The sequence below is a fragment of the Bifidobacterium callimiconis genome (genome assembly GCF_003952005.1).
Taxonomy (GTDB): Bacteria; Actinomycetota; Actinomycetes; order Actinomycetales; family Bifidobacteriaceae; genus Galliscardovia; species Galliscardovia callimiconis.
On sequence record NZ_QXGJ01000005.1, the window covers coordinates 119780 to 138155 of the forward strand.

Annotated in this window: 12 protein-coding genes and 3 tRNA genes; 11 read left to right on the forward strand and 4 right to left on the reverse strand. The window is 64.0% G+C overall.

Going from position 1 to position 18376, the window contains the following annotated elements; all coding sequences use genetic code 11:
• The first annotated feature begins 12 nt into the window (after positions 1–12).
• Positions 13–882 carry a hypothetical protein gene (locus D2E23_RS06080; protein ID WP_126030087.1) on the forward strand — a complete coding sequence of 290 codons (870 nt, stop codon included), beginning with the start codon at positions 13–15 and terminating at the stop codon, positions 880–882.
• Positions 883–1148: 266 nt separating this feature from the next.
• Here D2E23_RS06080 and D2E23_RS06085 read toward each other — a convergent pair whose 3' ends face one another.
• From D2E23_RS06085 to D2E23_RS06095, 3 genes are all read right to left on the reverse strand, one after another.
• Positions 1149–2060 carry a DUF805 domain-containing protein gene (locus tag D2E23_RS06085; protein WP_164520713.1) on the reverse strand — a complete coding sequence of 304 codons (912 nt, stop codon included), beginning with the start codon at positions 2058–2060 and terminating at the stop codon, positions 1149–1151.
• Between the two features lie 190 nt (positions 2061–2250).
• Entirely contained in the window at positions 2251–3024 is a 774-nt protein-coding gene (locus D2E23_RS06090) for an ABC transporter permease (protein WP_126030089.1), read from the reverse strand.
• Positions 3025–3237: 213 nt separating this feature from the next.
• Positions 3238–4863, reverse strand: coding sequence for a zinc-ribbon domain-containing protein (locus D2E23_RS06095; protein WP_126030090.1), 1626 nt, complete (start codon positions 4861–4863; stop codon positions 3238–3240).
• A gap of 200 nt (positions 4864–5063) precedes the next feature.
• Here D2E23_RS06095 and gltX point away from each other — a divergent pair, with 200 nt between their 5' ends.
• From gltX to D2E23_RS06120, 5 genes are all read left to right on the forward strand, one after another.
• Positions 5064–6602: a glutamate--tRNA ligase gene (gltX, locus tag D2E23_RS06100; protein ID WP_126030091.1), complete on the forward strand. Its 1539-nt coding sequence runs from the start codon at positions 5064–5066 to the stop codon at positions 6600–6602.
• A gap of 355 nt (positions 6603–6957) precedes the next feature.
• Positions 6958–7030: transfer RNA gene (locus D2E23_RS06105), tRNA-Glu, on the forward strand.
• A 450-nt stretch (positions 7031–7480) separates the two neighbouring features.
• Positions 7481–7553 (forward strand) — tRNA-Glu (locus D2E23_RS06110).
• Between the two features lie 42 nt (positions 7554–7595).
• A tRNA-Gln gene (locus D2E23_RS06115) sits at positions 7596–7667 on the forward strand.
• A 727-nt stretch (positions 7668–8394) separates the two neighbouring features.
• A complete protein-coding gene (locus D2E23_RS06120) occupies positions 8395–9717 on the forward strand; it encodes a metallophosphoesterase family protein (protein ID WP_126030092.1) in 1323 nt (440 codons plus the stop codon).
• A 312-nt stretch (positions 9718–10029) separates the two neighbouring features.
• Here the strand turns inward: D2E23_RS06120 and D2E23_RS06125 are convergent, their stop codons facing one another.
• Positions 10030–10908: an IclR family transcriptional regulator gene (locus tag D2E23_RS06125; protein ID WP_093961521.1), complete on the reverse strand. Its 879-nt coding sequence runs from the start codon at positions 10906–10908 to the stop codon at positions 10030–10032.
• Positions 10909–11092: 184 nt separating this feature from the next.
• Here D2E23_RS06125 and leuC point away from each other — a divergent pair, with 184 nt between their 5' ends.
• The 5 genes from leuC (at position 11093) to murA (ending at position 18305) form a co-directional block, all read left to right on the forward strand.
• Positions 11093–12496: a 3-isopropylmalate dehydratase large subunit gene (leuC, locus tag D2E23_RS06130; protein ID WP_126030093.1), complete on the forward strand. Its 1404-nt coding sequence runs from the start codon at positions 11093–11095 to the stop codon at positions 12494–12496.
• Between the two features lie 259 nt (positions 12497–12755).
• Positions 12756–13442, forward strand: coding sequence for a 3-isopropylmalate dehydratase small subunit (gene leuD / locus D2E23_RS06135; protein ID WP_093961523.1), 687 nt, complete (start codon positions 12756–12758; stop codon positions 13440–13442).
• A 458-nt stretch (positions 13443–13900) separates the two neighbouring features.
• Positions 13901–15427 (forward strand): Ig-like domain-containing protein, encoded by a 1527-nt coding sequence (locus D2E23_RS06140; protein WP_126030094.1) that lies wholly within the window; start codon positions 13901–13903, stop codon positions 15425–15427.
• A 122-nt stretch (positions 15428–15549) separates the two neighbouring features.
• Positions 15550–16719 carry a beta/alpha barrel domain-containing protein gene (locus D2E23_RS06145; protein WP_241227241.1) on the forward strand — a complete coding sequence of 390 codons (1170 nt, stop codon included), beginning with the start codon at positions 15550–15552 and terminating at the stop codon, positions 16717–16719.
• Between the two features lie 263 nt (positions 16720–16982).
• On the forward strand, positions 16983–18305 hold the full coding sequence (gene murA, locus D2E23_RS06150; protein ID WP_093960555.1) for a UDP-N-acetylglucosamine 1-carboxyvinyltransferase: 1323 nt from the start codon (positions 16983–16985) through the stop codon (positions 18303–18305).
• The last annotated feature ends 71 nt before the right edge of the window (positions 18306–18376 follow it).

Below are 18376 nucleotides of genomic sequence, written 5' to 3' on the forward strand. Positions count from 1 at the left end.
ATACTGAAAGGTATGAGCAATACCACATGGATTTCTTCCGTGGCCGCGCTGAAGCAGCTGCCGGCCACCACTGCTGCCATCGAAGTCGGCAAGGAACTGACCGATCTGTGGCCCCTGCACGATCACGTGCAGATCGACAACGACGTGAAGTACGCCGAATCCTTCCAGGTGCGCGTGACGAGGCAGTTTGCCATCGCGCTCACCGGCGAGGACGTGACCATGCCCGACGCCGAATACGTGTACGAGGGCGCCGACGAGATCCCCGGCCGTCCGCAGACGCTGGTCGACGCGCTGCTGAACGCCAACGACGCGTACGACACCTCCGTCGACTTCTCCGAGGACGGCGACGCCGAGCGCATCGTGGAGTCTGCCTCTCAGCTCGGTGACGTGTGGGACGACGACACCGTTGCAGCCGCGCGTGAACTGATCGCCGCCGCTGCCGCCGAAGGCTCCGCTCTGACTGCAGACGACCTGCCCGGTCGCTACGCGCTGGGCGCCGCCGCGTTCGCGCAGATGCTGGCGCTCACCGCCGGCGACGACGAGGAGACCGCGCTCAAGGCCGCACTGCCCGCCGTGCTGTACTTCAACGAGTTCGACGAATGGCTGGGCGTGCCGCGCGTGTTCCTCGAGCTGGACACCGTGAAGCAGCTGCGTGAGATCGCCGTCGCCGGCCCGGATGATGGTGGCGCCGCGAAGTTCATCGACGTGCTCGCCGAGCCCGCCGCAACCGAATGGCGCAAGCATCGCGAGGACGTGCTGTGGGATCCGGCCGAGGCCAAGAAGAAGGCGCGCGAGGAGGACGAGGCCAAGAGCAAGGCCGCGCTCGCCGCCAAGTTCGCCCACGTCAAGGACGATCCCGGCAAGGAGACCGTGGAGCTGTAAGGCCTCATCGCCTTTCGCCCAATATGCAACTGGCTCCCCTCGGTCCACCGTTGGTGGATTGAAGGGAGCTGTCTGTCGTAGACAGACTGAGGGGAGCACGGCCAAGTTAGTGTCTGGCCAATGCTCCCCTCAGTCAACTGCGTTGACAGCTCCCCTCAACGAGGGGAGCCATCGAATTAATCCCCCCCTGGCTCCCCTCTCTGAGGGGAGCTGTCCGCCGTATGGCGGACTGAGGGGAGCCAATGCTGTATAGCTGTTTCAGCAGATCACGCGTTCGGACGATCGAAGCGTGCGCCCTGCGGATCGCTCGGCGCGATGTACAGCACGATGCTGGTGATGCCGCCCGCGATCAGCAGCAGGAATCCGACGATGATCAGACCGATGCTGCTCACACCGCCGCCAACACCGCCGTTGCCGGTCGCAGCCAGGATTCCGGCGCCGCCGCCGATGAGCATCACGATGATCGCGAGCACGATCAGACCGTACGGCAGCAGCACCCACCAGCCGCTGCGGTTCGCGTCGTGCATGCGGCGAATGGCCAGCGCCACGCCAGGCACGAGAACCGCAAGGTTCCAGATGCCCTCCAGCCCTTCGATGATCGTGCTGCCGTCAGTGGCCGAACTCAGCAGGCTGAACACCGCGCCAATAATCGCGCTGAACAGGAACCACCACCAGTACTCACTGCGGGAGGCGCGGCCGTGGAACACCGCGTACTTCTTGAAGAAGCGCACGATCGCATTCGGGAACGAAATGCCGTACCACGGGGCCCACAGCGGCGGCTCGCCGGTCGCGCTGTACGCGTTCTGACCGCCGTACTGCGGTGCCGGCGCCATCGGCGGCTGCTGACCGTAGCCCGCGCCCGCCTGACCCGGCTGGCCGTACGGGTTCGTACTCGGCTGTCCGTAAGGGTTGGAGCCCTGACCGTACGGATTGCCGCCGTACGGGTTCGTGTTCTGCGTGTACGGGCTGCCGCTCGTCTGGCCACTGGTCTGGCCGTAGGGAGACTGGCCGTAGGGGCTGGCTCCCGTCTGCTGTCCATACGACGGCTGGCTCGGCTGGCCGTACGGATTGGCTCCGTTGCCCGACTGTCCGTAATTCTGGCCGTAGCCCGACTGGCCGTTCTGCCCGTAGGGGTTCGTGTTGCCGCCGGTGTACCCGTTGCTGTTCGGATCGGTCATAGATATCCCTTCTTTGAGTGCGCGTCGGCGCCGTCGTGCGAAGGTGATCGTCGGGCGGTGTCGTGCCGTGCACATTCGTTGATCCATCACCATTCTCCCACATTGTGTGGTGAAAATGTAGTGGTGACTATTGTGCGATTATGAGAACCCCTGATCGATTGCTCCGATCGAACGAACAACGACGGTCGGACTACTCCTCGGCGTCGGGATCCTCGTCGTCGCCGGCAGGTCCGAGCAGCACGCGTTCCGACAGATTCACGACGAGCATGAGCACGGCCGTCAATGCCACGATCACGAACGTGGCGGAGAAGATCAGCGGCGTGCGGAACGAGTTGTACGCAGCCTGCAGCCAGATGCCGAGCCCCTTACGTGCGCCCAGATATTCGGCCGTGGCCGCCGTGGCGAAGATGTACGCGGCGGAGATGCGCACGCCGCCGTAGATCTGCCGGGCCGCGACGCGCAGCTTCACATGCCACAGCGTCCACGTGCGCGTGGCGCCGCAGGTGAGTGCCACATCGGAGTAGAACTGCGGCACCGCGTCGAGGCCGCGCACGGTCTGCACGGCGATCGGGAACAGGCCGAACACGGCCACGATCACAATCTTGCCCGACGTCTCGAAGCCGAACCAGATGATGAACAGCGGGGCGATGGTGATCAGCGGCATCGTCTGCGCGGCCGCCAGCAGCGGGAACAGCGCGGCGTTGAGCGTGCGCGAGCAGTGGAATCCGATGCCGATCATCACGCCGAACAGCACCGCCAGCAGGAAACCGACCACGCCCTCGTACAGCGTGACCGTGGTGGCCGGCCAGAGCGTGGGCCACGTCTCGATGGTCGCCTGAACGATCTCGCTCGGCGACGAGATCATCATGGGGGAGACGTTGCCGAGACGGCACCACGCCTCCCACACCGCCACGAGAACGATCACCGCGATCACGGTGGGAAGATACTGCCTGACCTTGTTCACTTCACCTTGCCTCCTGCGCGTGTGCGCCACGGTCGATGACGGAGAACAGTAAGGTGAGGAGCCTGCGCGCCGATCGGCCGGGAAATCGATTGATCCAAAACCCACAGTATGCCCCTATGACGGTACACAAATCGAAGATATGCCCCGAACCGCGTTGGAATTCCAACGAGGACTAGTCGTATCTTCGGTTTGTGTACCGATAGGCGGGGAGCCCTACTTCATCTCCGTGGGCGAGCTCGTGCCGTCGCCCCAGCTCAGCGCCTGACCGTCGGAGGTGGCTGCCACGCTGCGGCTGCCACCCGCCCCGATCGCGGTGGCGTTCGAGACGCCGACCTGCACCGGAACCGTGCTCGAACCGCTGCCGGATCCCAGCTGGCCCTTGTCGTTCAGACCCCATGCCCAGACGCTGCCGTCGGATCCCAGTGCCAGCACGTGCGAGTCGCCGGCCGAGATCGCCGTGATGCTCGGCATGCCATCCGCGTCCACCAGCTGCGCCTGCCACGCCTTCGGGTTGCCGTCGCCGAGCTGGCCCTTGTCGTTCTGCCCCCAGCCGTGCACCGTGCCGTCGCGATGCAGCACGATCGAATACTGGTTGCCCGCATCCACGGCCGCCACATCGCCGGCGTTCGGAATCGGCACCGGGCCATCGGTGTTCGAGCCGCCGCCCCACGTCCACGTCGTGTATTCGCCGGAATTCGTGAGCGCAATGCCATGCTTCGTGCCCGCTCCGATGTCGATCACACCCGACAGGCCGGCGATCTGCTGCGGTTCCAGCGTATCCTCGCTGTTGCCGATGCCATGACCGGTACGACCACCGTCGCCATAGCCCCACGACCACACCGTGCCGTCGGACTTCAGCGCGAGGGAATAGCGGTCACCCGCATCGATGTCGGTGACGCCGGACAGGCCGGTCACCTTGGTGGGCTTGCCCACCGACACCGCAGCACTGCCATCGCCCACCTGACCGTGATCGTTCGCGCCCCACGCCCAGACGCTGCCGTCGGAGGTGAGCGCCAGACCATGATCGGTGCCGGCCGCCACCTTGGTGACCGTGCCCTTGATCGCCACCTGCACCGGCTTGGTGGACTGGGAGTCGCTGCCGGTCGCGCTGCCGAGCTGACCATGGCCGTTGTAGCCCCACGCCCATGCCTTGCCGTTGGCATCCACCGCCAGATCGAAGGAACCGCCCGCGCTCACCGACACGACCTTGCCCATGGTCTGCTCCGGCGTGCCCGCGCTCGCCTCATCCGATCCGCCGTAGACGGGGGACTGGCTGGACTGTGCGGACTGAGCGGTGGACGTGGAATCGTTCTGCCGCATCAGTGTGGCGACCGCAATGCCTCCCACGAACGCAACGGCCACGAACGCCGCGATGATGGCGATCATCTTGTTCCTGTTCTGCGTCGGAGCGGGAACGGCCGCGGCGCCGGGCATTCCCGCTCCGACGGACGCGCCTCCGGGGAATCCGCCGCCATTGGCATTGGCGCCGCCGGGAACGTTGATGGTGTTGCCGACGTCGATGCTCCCGGGCGTTCCGGGCGCGGCTGTTCCGCCGGGCGCGGCCATCGGCTGTACCATCGACGGATTCTGCGGCATCGACGGCTGGGGCGTCGGAGACTGCGGCGCCGACATCGGCGTCTGGCCCGCACCGGCATTCCGGAAGTCCATCGGCCGCTGCCCGTAGCCGTAACCCTGATTGTTGACGTGCACATGACTCTTGCCATCGTCGGCGTTCGTCGCAGGCGGCTCCTGCGCGGGATCGTGCTCCAACGGTGCGCCGCACACGGTGCAGAACATATTCGATTCGTCGTTTTTGGCACCACAGCTCGTGCAGAACATGGTCTTCTCCTTGTCGGACCCTACGGGTCGCAACGGTTTTCTCTTACTGACGTCTTCACTTATCGCACAACATGTTCCACACTAACCCCCCTGCATGATGTCCGCAATGAAACCGTTCATCCCGCGCATCTGGAATCCTCCCGCATGGAGTCCCGCGAATGGTCTGGTATCCGTCGCGTCGGCGCGGCACAATAGGGCGTATGACTGAAGAGCATTCTGAAAACGCAAAGTCCGCAGCAAAGCCCGAACTTCCCAAGGACGTTCGTGTGCGCTTCTGCCCGTCGCCCACCGGCACCCCGCACGTGGGCATGATTCGTACCGCTCTGTTCAACTGGGCCGAGGCCCGCGCCACCGGCGGCAAGCTGGTGTTCCGCATCGAGGACACCGACGCTCAGCGCGACTCCGAGGAAAGCTACAACCAGATCCTCGAATCCCTGCGTTGGCTCGGCATCGACTGGGATGAGGGCATCGACGTCGGTGGCCCCCACGGCCCGTACCGTCAGTCCGAGCGCACCGACATCTACAAGGACGTTGCCGCCAAGCTGTTCGAGGCCGGCTACGCCTACGAATCCTTCTCCACTCCCGAGGAGATCGAGGCCCGCAACGTGGCCGCCGGTCGTCCGAAGGCGTTCGGCTACGACGGCTACGACCGCAACCTCACCGAGGAGCAGAAGGCCGCCTTCCGCGCCGAGGGCCGCAAGCCCGCGCTGCGCATCCGCATGCCCGACGAGGACATCGCGTTCGACGATCTGATCCGCGGCACCATCGAGTTCAAGGCCGGCTCCGTGCCGGACTACGTGATCGTGCGTCCGAACGGCGACCCGCTGTACACGCTCACCAACCCGGTGGACGACGCCATGATGGACATCAACGTGGTGCTGCGCGGCGAGGACCTCCTCAGCTCCACCCCGCGTCAGATCGTGCTCTACCGCTACCTGATCGAGCTCGGCATCGCCAAGCAGACCCCGCTGTTCGGCCACATGCCGTACGTGATGGGCCAGGGCAACAAGAAGCTTTCCAAGCGTGACCCGGAGTCCAACCTGTTCAACCATCGTGACGCCGGTTTCATCCGCGAGGGTCTGCTCAACTACCTCGCGCTGCTCGGCTGGTCCATCGCCCCCGACCGCGACGTGTTCTCCATGGACGAGATGATCGCCAAGTTCGACGTGCGCGACGTGAAGGCCAACCCGGCCCGCTTCGACATCGACAAGGCCATTTCCATCAACGCCGAGCACATCCGCGCGCTCGAGCCCGAGGACTTCCTGCGTCGTTCCGTGCCGTACCTGCACCGCGACGGCGTGGTCTCCGCCGACAACTGGGATGCGCTCACCGACCGTGAGAAGGCCGTGCTGACGGCCGCCGCGCCGCTCGTGCAGCCGCGCGTGCGCCTGCTCGGCGAAGTGGCCGGCATGGTCGGTTCGCTGCTGTCGACCGAGGGCTACATCGAGCCCGACGCCGACGCCCGCAAGCAGCTCAAGGATTCCGCCGCCGACGTGCTCGACAAGGCCATTGCCGCGCTCGAGGCCGTTGACGAGTCCGAGTGGAAGACTGATCCGCTGCACGAGCTGCTCAGCAAGGTGCTCGTGGAGGAGGGCGGCTACAAGCCGCGTCTGGCGTTCGGCCCGGTGCGCGTGGCCATGTCCGGCCGCCGCGTGTCCCCGCCGCTGTTCGAGTCCATGGAGATCGTCGGCAAGGACGTGACCGTGGCTCGTCTGAAGGGCCTGCGCGAGCACCTGTGATCGTTGATCCGGTCGTGTGATCGCTGTGATTGCATGGCCGGAAGCCGCTCGCATCTGCGCATATTGTGAGGCTTGTGGGGCGTCCGTCGCATCCGGCGGGCGTCCCATTTGCGTGTATGTGCGGGGACTATGCATGCTATGCATGTGTGGGCCGCGTATGCGCGGGCGTCGACGTGGATGATCGACGTTCTGGCCGGGCTGCCGTGATCGGCGGAATGGCCTCTCAAAGAGCGATGAAACCGGTTTTGTCAACCAAAGGGTCACAATGTGACACGCCGTAGTTGACGAAAATGGAATGCTCCCGTAAATTATTCACTCGTTGCGGTTCACGCCGCAGCCGCTGAAAAGTGAAGATGCCCCCATCGTCTAGCGGTCTAGGACTACGCCCTCTCACGGCGCCAACACCGGTTCAAATCCGGTTGGGGGTACAAGCAAAGGCTCCGGCAAACACCGGAGCCTTTTTCGTATCTGCGGGCATTTGCCTGTATCCGCTGACTTCGTCACATGCCGGCAGCTGCCTGCTGCACCGATCGCGTCATATAGGTTGCGTCGTCTATGCCATCCGTATATCGGAATGTATGAGACTCGAATATTCGGTATGCGAGAACATTTGCTCTTCACAGCATCAAATACCCGTTTCGGAGTGGTTGAGACGGGTGTTTGGCGCTGTGAATTGCGGGATGGATGGCGGCTGCGGCGAGGGTGAGGTGGTGTTGGCGAGGTGGCGTTGGCGGTGAGGCTGGCATGCCGGGGGCCATGGTGTGATGATCGAAACCGTTGCAAATGCTTGCGACACGCCGTAAGTTGCACAAGCGCTGACGTTCGCGTATATTAATCACTCGTTGCGGTTCACGCCGCAGCCGCTGAAAAGTGAAGATGCCCCCATCGTCTAGCGGTCTAGGACTACGCCCTCTCACGGCGCCAACACCGGTTCAAATCCGGTTGGGGGTACGACGACGAAACGGCTCGCCAAGGGCCGTTTTGCTTGCCAATTGGGGTATGGTGTAATTGGCAACACAGGTGATTCTGGTTCATCCATTCTTGGTTCGAGTCCAGGTACCCCAGCGAATAACCTCGCCAGATCATTGATCTGGCGAGGTTTTTTGTTATTCATTAGACCTGTCGAAGGCGATCTGGTTGGAGTCCTACCGGCGGCGTCGGTGACACCGGCAGTAAAGACCGGAATTAAGGCACCGATGGTTGTCGCTGTGAAATGTGATTGGAGCTATAGGAACAAAAGTGTTGCTTATGTTCCGGGTTTGGCCTTGCGGCAGTAGGTGTATCGAGGTGCTATTTTCTTGAAGGGAATTAATGACGCCTCGATGCGATTACTGCTGTACCCCCCCCCCAACCCAGAGCATAAGCACCGCGTTTAGTTCCTATAGCCCCTATGACCCTGCCACTGGGCATTGGGGCTCCTGTGGCACCTATCTTCAAGTTCTGAAGTGATTTGAGTCCATTGCAGACATCAATCTCGAAGTTCTGAAGTACGAAAGGCGCAAATCCAGAGTATGACCGTTGCGATTGCATGGATCGTACTCGCGTTATTCCCCGTGGGAACTTCAGAACTTTGAGATTGGTGTCCGCAGAAACCGCAGATTACTTCAGAACTCGAGGATTGCTCCTGCGCGGGCCTCTGCGCGACGGTCGGGGGCGGGAATCTTGACGACCTTGCTTGTCGGATAGGCTCAAGTTCGTTAAGCCGGTCGGCGTCTTGGCGAATCTTACGCATTCGGCATACGGTGACGTGCTTTCGGTTGATTCTCAGGTTAGGTGAAGTAGGGTTGAAGGTATGAGTGAACGAATTCAGCGTGGATCGGCCGCCGACGAGGAACGACCCATCTCCGTCTCCGCTAAACTCGGACGCCTCCAATTCCACCGTTCCGGCAAATTCCGTGTGCTGCAGCTCACCGACATCCAGGACGGTCCCAAGGTGGCATCCGACACGATCCGCCTGATCGAGGCCGCCTGCGACGCCGCACGGCCGGACCTCGTCGTCTTCACCGGCGACCAGATCGCCGGATACGATTCCGCCTACACTAAGACCTTCCGCAAGCGCGCATGGGATTACCCGAAGGCCGGCGCGACGAACCCTGCGGAACTCGACCATACGCGAGAACTCGTGCGGGGGTGCATCCGTCAGTTCGTTCAGCCGCTTGTCGACCGGGAGATCCCGTTCGTCGTGACCTACGGCAACCACGACTTCCAATGCGGCCTCGACAACGCCGAGCTCGACGCCATCTACCGTGAATTCCCCGGATGCGTGAACCCGGCCATGGCCGCGCCCGAGCAGACCGGCGCGCTCGCTGCTCAGCCCGCCGACGCCAACGGTCTGCTCAAGGACCAGACGGCGTACGCGTGCGAGCCTGGCACCTTTGCACTGCCCGTGGCCGACGTGGACCACAAACGCAACGTGATGGGGCTGGTGGTCGTCGACTCCGGCGATTACGCGAAGTCCGGCGGCTACGGCGCTCCCAGCCAGCGCGCGCTCGACTTCCTTGACGCCGTGCCCGCCGCTATCGGGGCGAAATCGCTGATCTTCCAGCACATCCCCATTCCGCAGTTCTACGACGTGCTCAAGGCCGTGCCGTCCACTACCGCATACGCGATCCAGGGCTACCGCAGCTTCGACGGCGCCTGCTACGTGCTCGACGAGGACAAGACCCTGCCCGGAGGTTACCTGTGCGAGGGTGTGAGCTGCCCCGACGTGGATTGCGGGGAGTTCCACATCATGAAGGAGACCGACGGATACTTCGGCCTGTTCGCGGGCCATGATCACCGCAACGGGTTCGTGGGCACGAACGAGGGCATCATGCTCGGTGCCACGCCCACCTGTGGATTCGGCTCGTATGGCCCCGTACCGGCCAAGCGCGCGGCCAGACTGTTCGAGTTCGACATCCGTCACCCGTACGAGCCGCGCACGCAGCTGCTCGAGTTTGGTGACATCGTGGGCAAGCCGTCGTCGCGCAAGGTGTACACGTTCGCGATGAGCCACGTGCCGACCAATCCGGGGGATGCGTGGAATCTGCTGCGCAAGCCCGGAACCCTGGCCACGATCGCCGCCGGCTTCGCTGCCGCGGTGGCGTCGCTGGGATTCACGGGAAAGAGAAAATAGGACCCATCTGCGTGCTCCCTCCGTGGGAGGGAGCTGGCCGCCGTAGGCGGTCTGAGGGAGGGATTGCGTCCTGAAGGGGTTTGGATCCCTCCCTCTGTCATGACTTTCGTCATGACATCTCCCTCCCGTGGAGGGGGAACAAAGGGGCGGGGCCGGTCAAATAGTTGGTGCTCCCTCCGTGGGAGGGAGCTGGCCGCCGTAGGCGGTCTGAGGGAGGGATTGTGTCCTGTGAGGGTGCCTGATCCCTCCCTCTGTCATGACTTTCGTCATGACATCTCCCTCCCCGGGAGGGAGAACAAAAGGGTTCGGGGTTTACATGCCCGCGCCGGCGTGGGCGCGGATCAGGGCATCGGACAGGTACTTGCCGGCGGCCATGACCAGCGGGGCGAAATGCTGACCCGGCGTGGTGCCCATGCGGTTCGTCGGACCCGAGATCGAGATAGCGGCGATCACCTGACCGGAGGCGTTGCGAATCGGCGCGCTCACCGAAGCCACGCCCGGCTCGCGCTCGTTCACCGACTCAGCCCAGCCGCGCTTGCGCACCGTCGTCAGCTTCGCCACCGTGAACTTGGCGCGGCGAAGACCCTGATGCATACGCTCCGGATCCTCCCAGGCGAGCAGAATCTGCGCCGCCGAACCCGCCTCCATCGACAGGATCGCGCCCACCGGAATGGAATCACGCAGACCGCTCGAACGCTCCACCGCGGCGATGCACACGCGCTGATCGCCCTGACGACGGTAGATCTGCGCCGACTCGCCCGTGCGGTCGAGCAGCGTCTGCAGGATCGGGCCGCACGCCGTGAGCAGACGATCCTCGCCCGCCGCCGCGGCCAGTTCCGCAAAGCGAGACCCGAGCACGAACCGGCCGTGCTGATCACGTACGATGAAGCGATGCTTCTCCAATGCGATCGCCAGACGGTGCGCCGTCGGTCGGGCCAGGCCCGTCTCGTTCACCAGCTGCGCCAGCGTGGCCGGACCGCCCTCAAGGGTGTCGAGGATCTTCGCGGTCTTGTCGAGCACGCCCACGCCGGAATGCACTTCCTTGCGGCCGTTGATGGTGCGTTCGGCACCCGTCTCATCGCCCTGTGCGCTCGGGTTTGAGGCATTTCGCTGATTTGTCAATACTTTTGCTGAATCTTTTTTCGTCTGCACCGGTCCCACCGTTGAAGTCGCGCCGTTTTCGATTGCCATGATTGGGATTATGCCATCTCAGAATGTGAAATGCAAAAGTCTCGAATTTGGCCGACGCACCATACTCAATGTGACTAGGCTGTTCGCAGGAACGGTCGACTGAAGAAATCGATGAGGAACAGACGTCGACGGACGTTGCACAAACGTTGGAAACGTTGCAAAACCCTGACTCCAGGAGGTTGTTATGGGAACCACATTGGCCGAGAAAGTCTGGGCCGACCATCTCGTTCGCAAGGGCGAGAACGCCGAGCCGGACCTGATCTACATCGACCTCATGCTCATGCACGAGGTGACCAGCCCGCAGGCGTTCGAGGGCCTGCGTCTGGCCGGCCGCAAGCCGCGTCACACCGACCTGCTCATCGCCACCGAGGACCACAACACCCCGACCGTCAACATCGATCAGCCGAACCCCGACAAGACCTCCGCCACCCAGCTGAGCACGCTCGAAAAGAACTGCAAGGAGTTCGGCGTGCGTCTGCACCCGCTCGGCGACGCCGAACAGGGCATCGTGCATCAGGTGGGCCCGCAGCTCGGCCTTACCCAGCCCGGCATGACCGTAGTGTGCGGCGACTCCCACACCTCCACGCACGGCGCGTTCGGCGCGCTCGCGTTCGGCATCGGCACCAGCGAGGTGGAGCACGTGATGGCCACCCAGTGCCTGAGCCTCAAGCCGTTCAAGACCATGGCCGTGAACGTGGAGGGCGAGCTGCCCGAAGGCGTGACCGCCAAGGACATCATCCTTGCCATCATCGCGAAGATCGGCACCGGCGGCGGCCAGGGCCACGTGATCGAATACCGTGGCGAGGCCATCCACAAGCTCAGCATGGAAGCCCGCATGACGATCTGCAACATGTCGATCGAGGCGGGTGCCCGCGCCGGCATGGTCAGCCCCGACGAGATCACCTTCGAATACCTCAAGGGTCGTCCGCACGCACCGCAGGGCGAGATGTGGGACAAGGCCGTTGAATACTGGAAGACGCTGAAGACCGACGACGACGCCGTGTTCGACAAGGAAGTGACGCTGCGCGCCGAGGACCTGCAGCCGTACGTGACGTGGGGCACCAACCCAGGTCAGGGCCTGCCGATCACCGCCAATGTGCCCGACCCGGAGACCATCACCGACGAGACCAAGCGCGTGGCCGCGGAAAGCGCCATCAAGTACATGGGTCTCAAGCCCGGCCAGCCGATCAAGTCGATCGCCGTGGACACCGTGTTCATCGGCTCCTGCACCAACGGCCGCATCGAGGATCTGCGTGCCGCCGCCGCGATCATGAAGGGCCACCACAAGGCGAAGAGCCTGCACCGCGTGCTCGTGGTGCCGGCCTCCTCCCGCGTGCGCCTGCAGGCGGAGAAGGAAGGACTCGACAAGATCTTCAAGGACTTCGGTGCGGAATGGCGCAACGCCGGCTGCTCCATGTGCCTGGGCATGAACCCGGACAAGATGGTGGCCGACGAGCGTTCCATCTCCACGTCGAACCGTAACTTCGAGGGCCGTCAGGGCAAGGGCAGCCGCACGCATCTGGCATCGCCGGCCGTGGCTGCCGCCACCGCCATCCGCGGCACCATCTCCAGCCCCGCGGACCTGTAAACCGTCGCACGGCTCGTATGACTGAGGGCAAGCTTCTCCTTGAGGGGAGGCTGTCGGACGCCAGTCCGACTGATGAGGTGACACGACGAAGGCGCGACGTGCGTTGACTGCATTTGCGCGTCGGCTTGTATGTCGAGCACCTCATCCGTCTGACTGCGTCGGACACCTTCCCCTCGAGGGGAAGGCAGACCTTCGGTCTGTTCGAGTCGTTTCGTATTACCAATCGCAGATTTTCACAGACTTTCAAAGGATCGCAATCATGGAAAAACTTACTGTCGTCACCGGTGTGGGCGTGCCGCTGCGCCGTTCCAACGTGGATACCGACCAGATCATCCCCGCCGTGTTCCTCAAGCGCGTGACCAAGTCCGGCTTTGACGACGCGTTGTTCTACGCGTGGCGTCGTAACCCCGATTTCGTGCTCAACCAGGAGCCGTACCGCAACGGCAAGATTCTGGTGGCCGGCCCTGACTTCGGCATCGGCTCCTCCCGCGAGCACGCCGTGTGGGCGCTGCACGACTACGGCTTCCGCGTGGTGATCGCGCCGCGCTTCGCCGACATCTTCTACGGCAACACCGCCAAGAACGGCGTGCTGGCCGCCATTATGCCGATGGAGTCCATCGAGCTGCTGTGGAAGCTCCTTGAGGAGGAGCCCGGCCGCGAGATGACCGTAGACCTGGGTGAGCGCACCGTGACCTGCGGCGACGTGACCCTGCCGTTCGAAGTGGGCGACTACGTGCGTTGGCGTCTGATGAACGGCTACGACGACATCGATCTGACGCTGCGTCACGAGGACGACATCGTGGCGTATGAGAAGATGCGCGCCGAGAAGTTCCCGTTCAAGCCGACCACCCTGCCGGCCCGCCACCTGCCCGAAGAGCCCATTTCCTCCGCCCGAGAACCGGAAGAGGATAATTGGCTGGGGCCGTTGGCCGATCGAGACAAGTAGGCATTCTTAAGCGCACCTCCCCTCAGTCTGCCTTCGGCAGCCAGCTCCCCTCGGAGAGGGGAGCCAGAGTGATGAAGAGTGGCTCCCCTCTCCGAGGGGAGCTGTCGGCGCAGCCGACTGAGGGGAGTGTGCGCTGTTTGTTTTCAGCCGCGACCCTCGAGCGGCGGAGCCAACAAAACGCGGCCGAAAGGCCGTCCATTCTTGCCGGACCGGGGCCGTTGGTCGATCGAGACTAGTTGGGTTGTGACCCCTCCCTCAGTCGCGCTTTGCGCGACAGCTCCCTCCCTCGAAGGGAGCACAAAGGGGGAGGCCCTTCCGGGAGCTGTCTGGCAGAGTCGGGCTGGGGGAGGGATCCCGAAGCTTTTGCGGAGAATCGATCAGTTTTGATCGGTCCAATCCGTTGCAATGGGTATCATGGCGGATACACATATCCTTGGGTAGGGATCGGAAAGGAAGCCATGGATCTAGAAAGCTTGCGCGGAAAACGCTGGAAGACACGAGTCGTGGGCGTGGTGGCCGCAGTGGCCGCCGTCGCGTCGCTCGGGCTTTCCGCAACCGCAGCAAGCGCGGCCGAATCATCCGCTGGATCCACTTCCGAGTCCACATCGACGTCGATTACGGCGCCGTCCAACGGCTCGTCCGCATCGTCCTCCATCATCTCTGCTGCCGCGGGATCGACGTCCGCGTCGGCTTCCCCCATTACTTCATCTTCGTCTTCCACCGACTCGAACCTGACGCAGACGACGACGTCGGCTGAATCGACGACCCGTATCACCAGCGTGGATCCGCCGTCCAAGACCACGGAAACGAACTCCGGAAAGAAGCCGAAACTGCCCGCCAAAGTGACCGCACACTGGTCCGACGGCAGCGAATCGCAGACGCCCGTCGCGTGGAACACGTCGGGCGTGGACTTCTCCAACCGCACCGGCAAGGACCGTACGGTGACCGTGTCCGGCACGGTGTGCCCGGGTGATGGCGCCACCGCGAGCGCTGCCGACAGCAGCAACGCTAACGGTGCCTCCTCGTCGCAATCGTCGCAATCGTCGCAATCGTCGGCATCGTCAACGTCAGGCAATGCCATCGGCGTGTGCGCCAAGGCCAGCGGATCGTCCTCGAACGGCGATTCCAACACGTCCGGCACCGGTGCGGCGTCATCCGGGAACGCTACGAACGCCTCCGCGACTTCCTCCGACGACACCGTGAGCGTGCAGACGTCGGTTGTGGTGCACAGTGCCGTGGTGACCAAGGCCGTCGTGGACGGATCGACGTCGATCACCGTGGCGTCCGGCACCAAGCCGCAGCTGCCTTCGAACGCGAAAGTGTCGTGGAACGATGGCGGCGACGACAGTCTTGAAACCATCGACTGGCCGCAGTTCGACGGCTATCGCGAACGCAACGGCGGTACGTTCACGCTGGGCGGTCTTGTGGCTGGCAAAACCGTGAACGTGCGGGTGACCGTCAGCCCGGCCACCGTGAAATCCGTGGACGACACCGTGACCGTGACCACCCTCGTCGGCAAGGCGCCGACCATGCCCAGCACCGTGAAGGTGACCTGGTCGAACGGCGATGTGACCGAGGAGTCCGCCACGTGGGACACGATCTCCGCGGATTCGTATCAGCGTCCCGGCACGTTCACCGTGTCCGGCACGGTCACGCCCGGCAGTGCCGATGCCACTGACGGCACGAATAGCAAGGCCGACGGCACGACCGCCGAAAGCCAGACCGTTTCCGCCAAGGTCAGCGTGGGCACGGTCGCGTACGAAGTACAGTTGGGCGATGGCGACGGCACGACCACGAAGTCGGAGTCGAACGGCACCGGCGTCAACGTTCCGTCCGACGACAAGACCGTCACCACGGATACGCGTCAGGTGAGTCAGAGCCAGCTGTCCAAGACCGGTACGGAGGTCGCCGCGATCGCGGTGGTGGTGATCGTGCTGGCCGTGATCGGCGTGGTGACGATGATCGTGGTGCGTCGGCGTCGCTGACGGTTCGTGTTGTTCCGCCGCGTTGAGGCCCGTCCGTGGTCAATCCAACCCCCGGTCGTACAATCGGACTGGACGCATTCGAGCAATTCTTCGAGCACATCGAACGATTCACAGGAGAGACCATGAGCGAGGAAACCACGGGAATCATGCCGTTCTACGACGTCGATCGCACGTACGAGGACAACTACCGCTTCGGCCCGTTCGGCGCGTTTGCGGAAACGCTCGGCGGGGATGCGAAGACCGGCGTGAGCGACGATCAGGTGAAGCGTGCGCTGGCGGCCGCGCCCTCCGATGGCGATAATGCCGCCACGCCTGCCGAATCGTTCTTCGGTGTGCCCGTCGACCTGCCGTTCGGCATTCCCGCCGGCCCGCTGCTCAACGAACGTTACACCACCGGCGCGTTCCGCATGGGCTTTGATCTGGCCGTGTACAAGACCGTGCGCTCGCGCGCATGGGGCTGCAACCCGTTCCCGAACGTGCTCGCCGTGCATCCCGCGTCCGCCGACGGCATCCTTACGCCCGGCAGCGCCGAATGCGACGAGGGCGTGCTCGCCGATCATGAATTCGAAACCCCGATCTCCATCTCCAACTCGTTCGGCGTGCCCTCGCAGGACCCCGACGTGTGGCAGCCCGATATGCAGCGCGCCATGGAACGCGCCGGCCGCGGACAGCTGCTCGTCCCCAGCTTCCAGGGTTCGCGCGTGGACGGCATGACCCCCGAACAGTACGTGGCCGATCACGCCACCACCGCGCGGCTCGTGCTCGAAACCGGCGCCAAGGTGATGGAGATGAACACCAGCTGCCCGAACGAGGGCCACAACCGACTGCTGTGCCACGCGCCCGACCAGGTCAGCACGATCTGCGAGGCCGTGAAGAACACGATCGGTGACGTGCCGCTCATCGTCAAGCTCGCGTACCTGCCCAGCGACGACGATCTTGAATACATGGTGTGCGTGACCGCCGGCCGCGGTCTCGTGCAGGGATTCGCCACGATCAACACGATCTCCGCGAAGCTCGTGGACGCCAAGGGCGCGCAGGCGCTGCCCGGTGCCGGACGCGACCGCAGCGGCGTGTGCGGCGCGGCGATCAAGCCCAGCGGACTCGACATGGTGCGCCGACTGGCCGGACTGCGCGAACGCCTCGGCCTCGACTTCGGCATCGTGGGCGTGGGCGGCGTGACCGAGCCGGCCGACTACTTCGAGTATCGTGCCGCCGGTGCGGACGCCGTGATGAGCGCCACCGGAGCGATGTGGAACCCAGATCTCGCGCAGCGCATCAAGCAGGCGCGGTAGGCGGGCGTGACGGGCGTCGGCGGGGCACAGGGGATGAGCGGGTGACGTGCAACGGTCGGCTGCGCATCGTACGCCCCGGCGATCGTGATCACGCAACTCGTGTATCCCACTGGCATACGGCGCTCATCCGGCGGCTGATATGCCAGTGGCGATTTCACTGAGTCGCCACACCTGATATGGCAAACTAAGAGGTAGTCTTTCCCGGTCAACTGGAAGAAGCCGGCGAAAACCAAGAATTTCAGACGAAATCGAAGGAGCGGTTCGTGAATTCTGAGAATGACGTGTTGCGCGTAGTCGGCGGCAAGCCGCTGAACGGCAAGATCAAGGTGCGCGGAGCCAAGAACTTCGTCAGCAAGGCGATGGTCGCCGCGCTGCTCGCTCCGGGCGTTTCCGTACTGAAGAACGTTCCCGAAATCCGTGATGTGCACGTGGTGTCCGACCTGCTGCGCCTGCACGGCGTGAGCGTGAACGTGGACGGCGACAAGGGCGTCGTGACCATCGACGCCTCCCACGTGGAGCTCGCCAACGTGGCCGATGTGGACACGCTGTCCGGCTCCTCCCGCATCCCGATCCTCTTCTCCGGCCCGCTGCTGCACCGCCTCGGTGAAGCGTTCATCCCCGCGCTCGGCGGATGTGCCATCGGCGGCCGACCCATCGACTTCCACCTCGAGACGCTGCGCAAGCTCGGCGCCACCGTGGACAAGGAGCACAAGGACGGCATCCACATCACCGCGCCGAACGGTCTGCACGGCGCCAAGATCCACCTGCCCTACCCGTCCGTCGGCGCCACCGAGCAGACCCTGCTCGCCGCCGTGCTCGCCGAAGGCAAGACCGAGCTGTCCGGCGCCGCCATCGAGCCTGAAATCATGGACCTCGTGTCCGTGCTGCAGAAGATGGGTGCCGTGATCTCCGTGGACGTGGACCGTACGTTCCGCATCGAAGGCGTCAAGGAGCTCAAGGGCTTTACCCACACGTCCCTCACCGACCGCATCGAGGCTGCATCGTGGGCGTCCGCGGCGCTCGCCACGCACGGCGACATCTTCGTCAAGGGCGCCACCCAGCCCGAGATGATGACCTTCCTTAACGTGTTCCGCAAGATCGGCGGCGAGTTCGACATCCAGGACGAGGGCATCCGATTCTGGCATCCGGGCGGCGACCTCAAGCCCGTGGCCATCGAAACCGACGTGCACCCCGGCTTCATGACCGACTGGCAGCAGCCGCTCGTCGTGGCCCTCACCCAGGCCAAGGGCCTGTCGATTGTGCACGAAACCGTGTACGAGAACCGCTTCGGCTTCACCAAGCCGCTCGTGCAGATGGGCGCCACCGTGCAGCTGTACCGCGAGTGCCTCGGCTCCCTGCCGTGCCGCTTCCAGCAGCGCAACTACAAGCATTCCGCGGTGATCTTCGGACCCACCCCGCTCACCGGTCGCGACATTGACGTGCCGGATCTGCGCGGCGGATTCAGCCACCTGATCGCGGCGCTCGCGGCCGAAGGCCCGTCCACCGTGCGCGGCATCTCGCTGATCGATCGCGGCTACGCCGACTTCCGCGGCAAGCTCGCCGCCCTCGGCGCCGACTTCGAGTAGAGGCGGGGCGCTGGTCGGCCGTTGGATCCGGGGCTTGGGTTTGTGAGGCTTGAGCTATGGTGGCGGCTGAT

Coding starts and splice junctions, on each gene's coding strand:
- D2E23_RS06080 (WP_126030087.1), top strand. CDS start 13: ATGAGCAATACCACATGGATTTCTTCCGTGGCCGCGCTGAAGCAGCTG.
- D2E23_RS06085 (WP_164520713.1), bottom strand. CDS start 2,060: ATGACCGATCCGAACAGCAACGGGTACACCGGCGGCAACACGAACCCC.
- D2E23_RS06095 (WP_126030090.1), bottom strand. CDS start 4,863: ATGTTCTGCACGAGCTGTGGTGCCAAAAACGACGAATCGAATATGTTC.
- gltX (WP_126030091.1), top strand. CDS start 5,064: ATGACTGAAGAGCATTCTGAAAACGCAAAGTCCGCAGCAAAGCCCGAA.
- D2E23_RS06120 (WP_126030092.1), top strand. CDS start 8,395: ATGAGTGAACGAATTCAGCGTGGATCGGCCGCCGACGAGGAACGACCC.
- D2E23_RS06125 (WP_093961521.1), bottom strand. CDS start 10,908: ATGGCAATCGAAAACGGCGCGACTTCAACGGTGGGACCGGTGCAGACG.
- leuC (WP_126030093.1), top strand. CDS start 11,093: ATGGGAACCACATTGGCCGAGAAAGTCTGGGCCGACCATCTCGTTCGC.
- leuD (WP_093961523.1), top strand. CDS start 12,756: ATGGAAAAACTTACTGTCGTCACCGGTGTGGGCGTGCCGCTGCGCCGT.
- D2E23_RS06140 (WP_126030094.1), top strand. CDS start 13,901: ATGGATCTAGAAAGCTTGCGCGGAAAACGCTGGAAGACACGAGTCGTG.
- D2E23_RS06145 (WP_241227241.1), top strand. CDS start 15,550: ATGAGCGAGGAAACCACGGGAATCATGCCGTTCTACGACGTCGATCGC.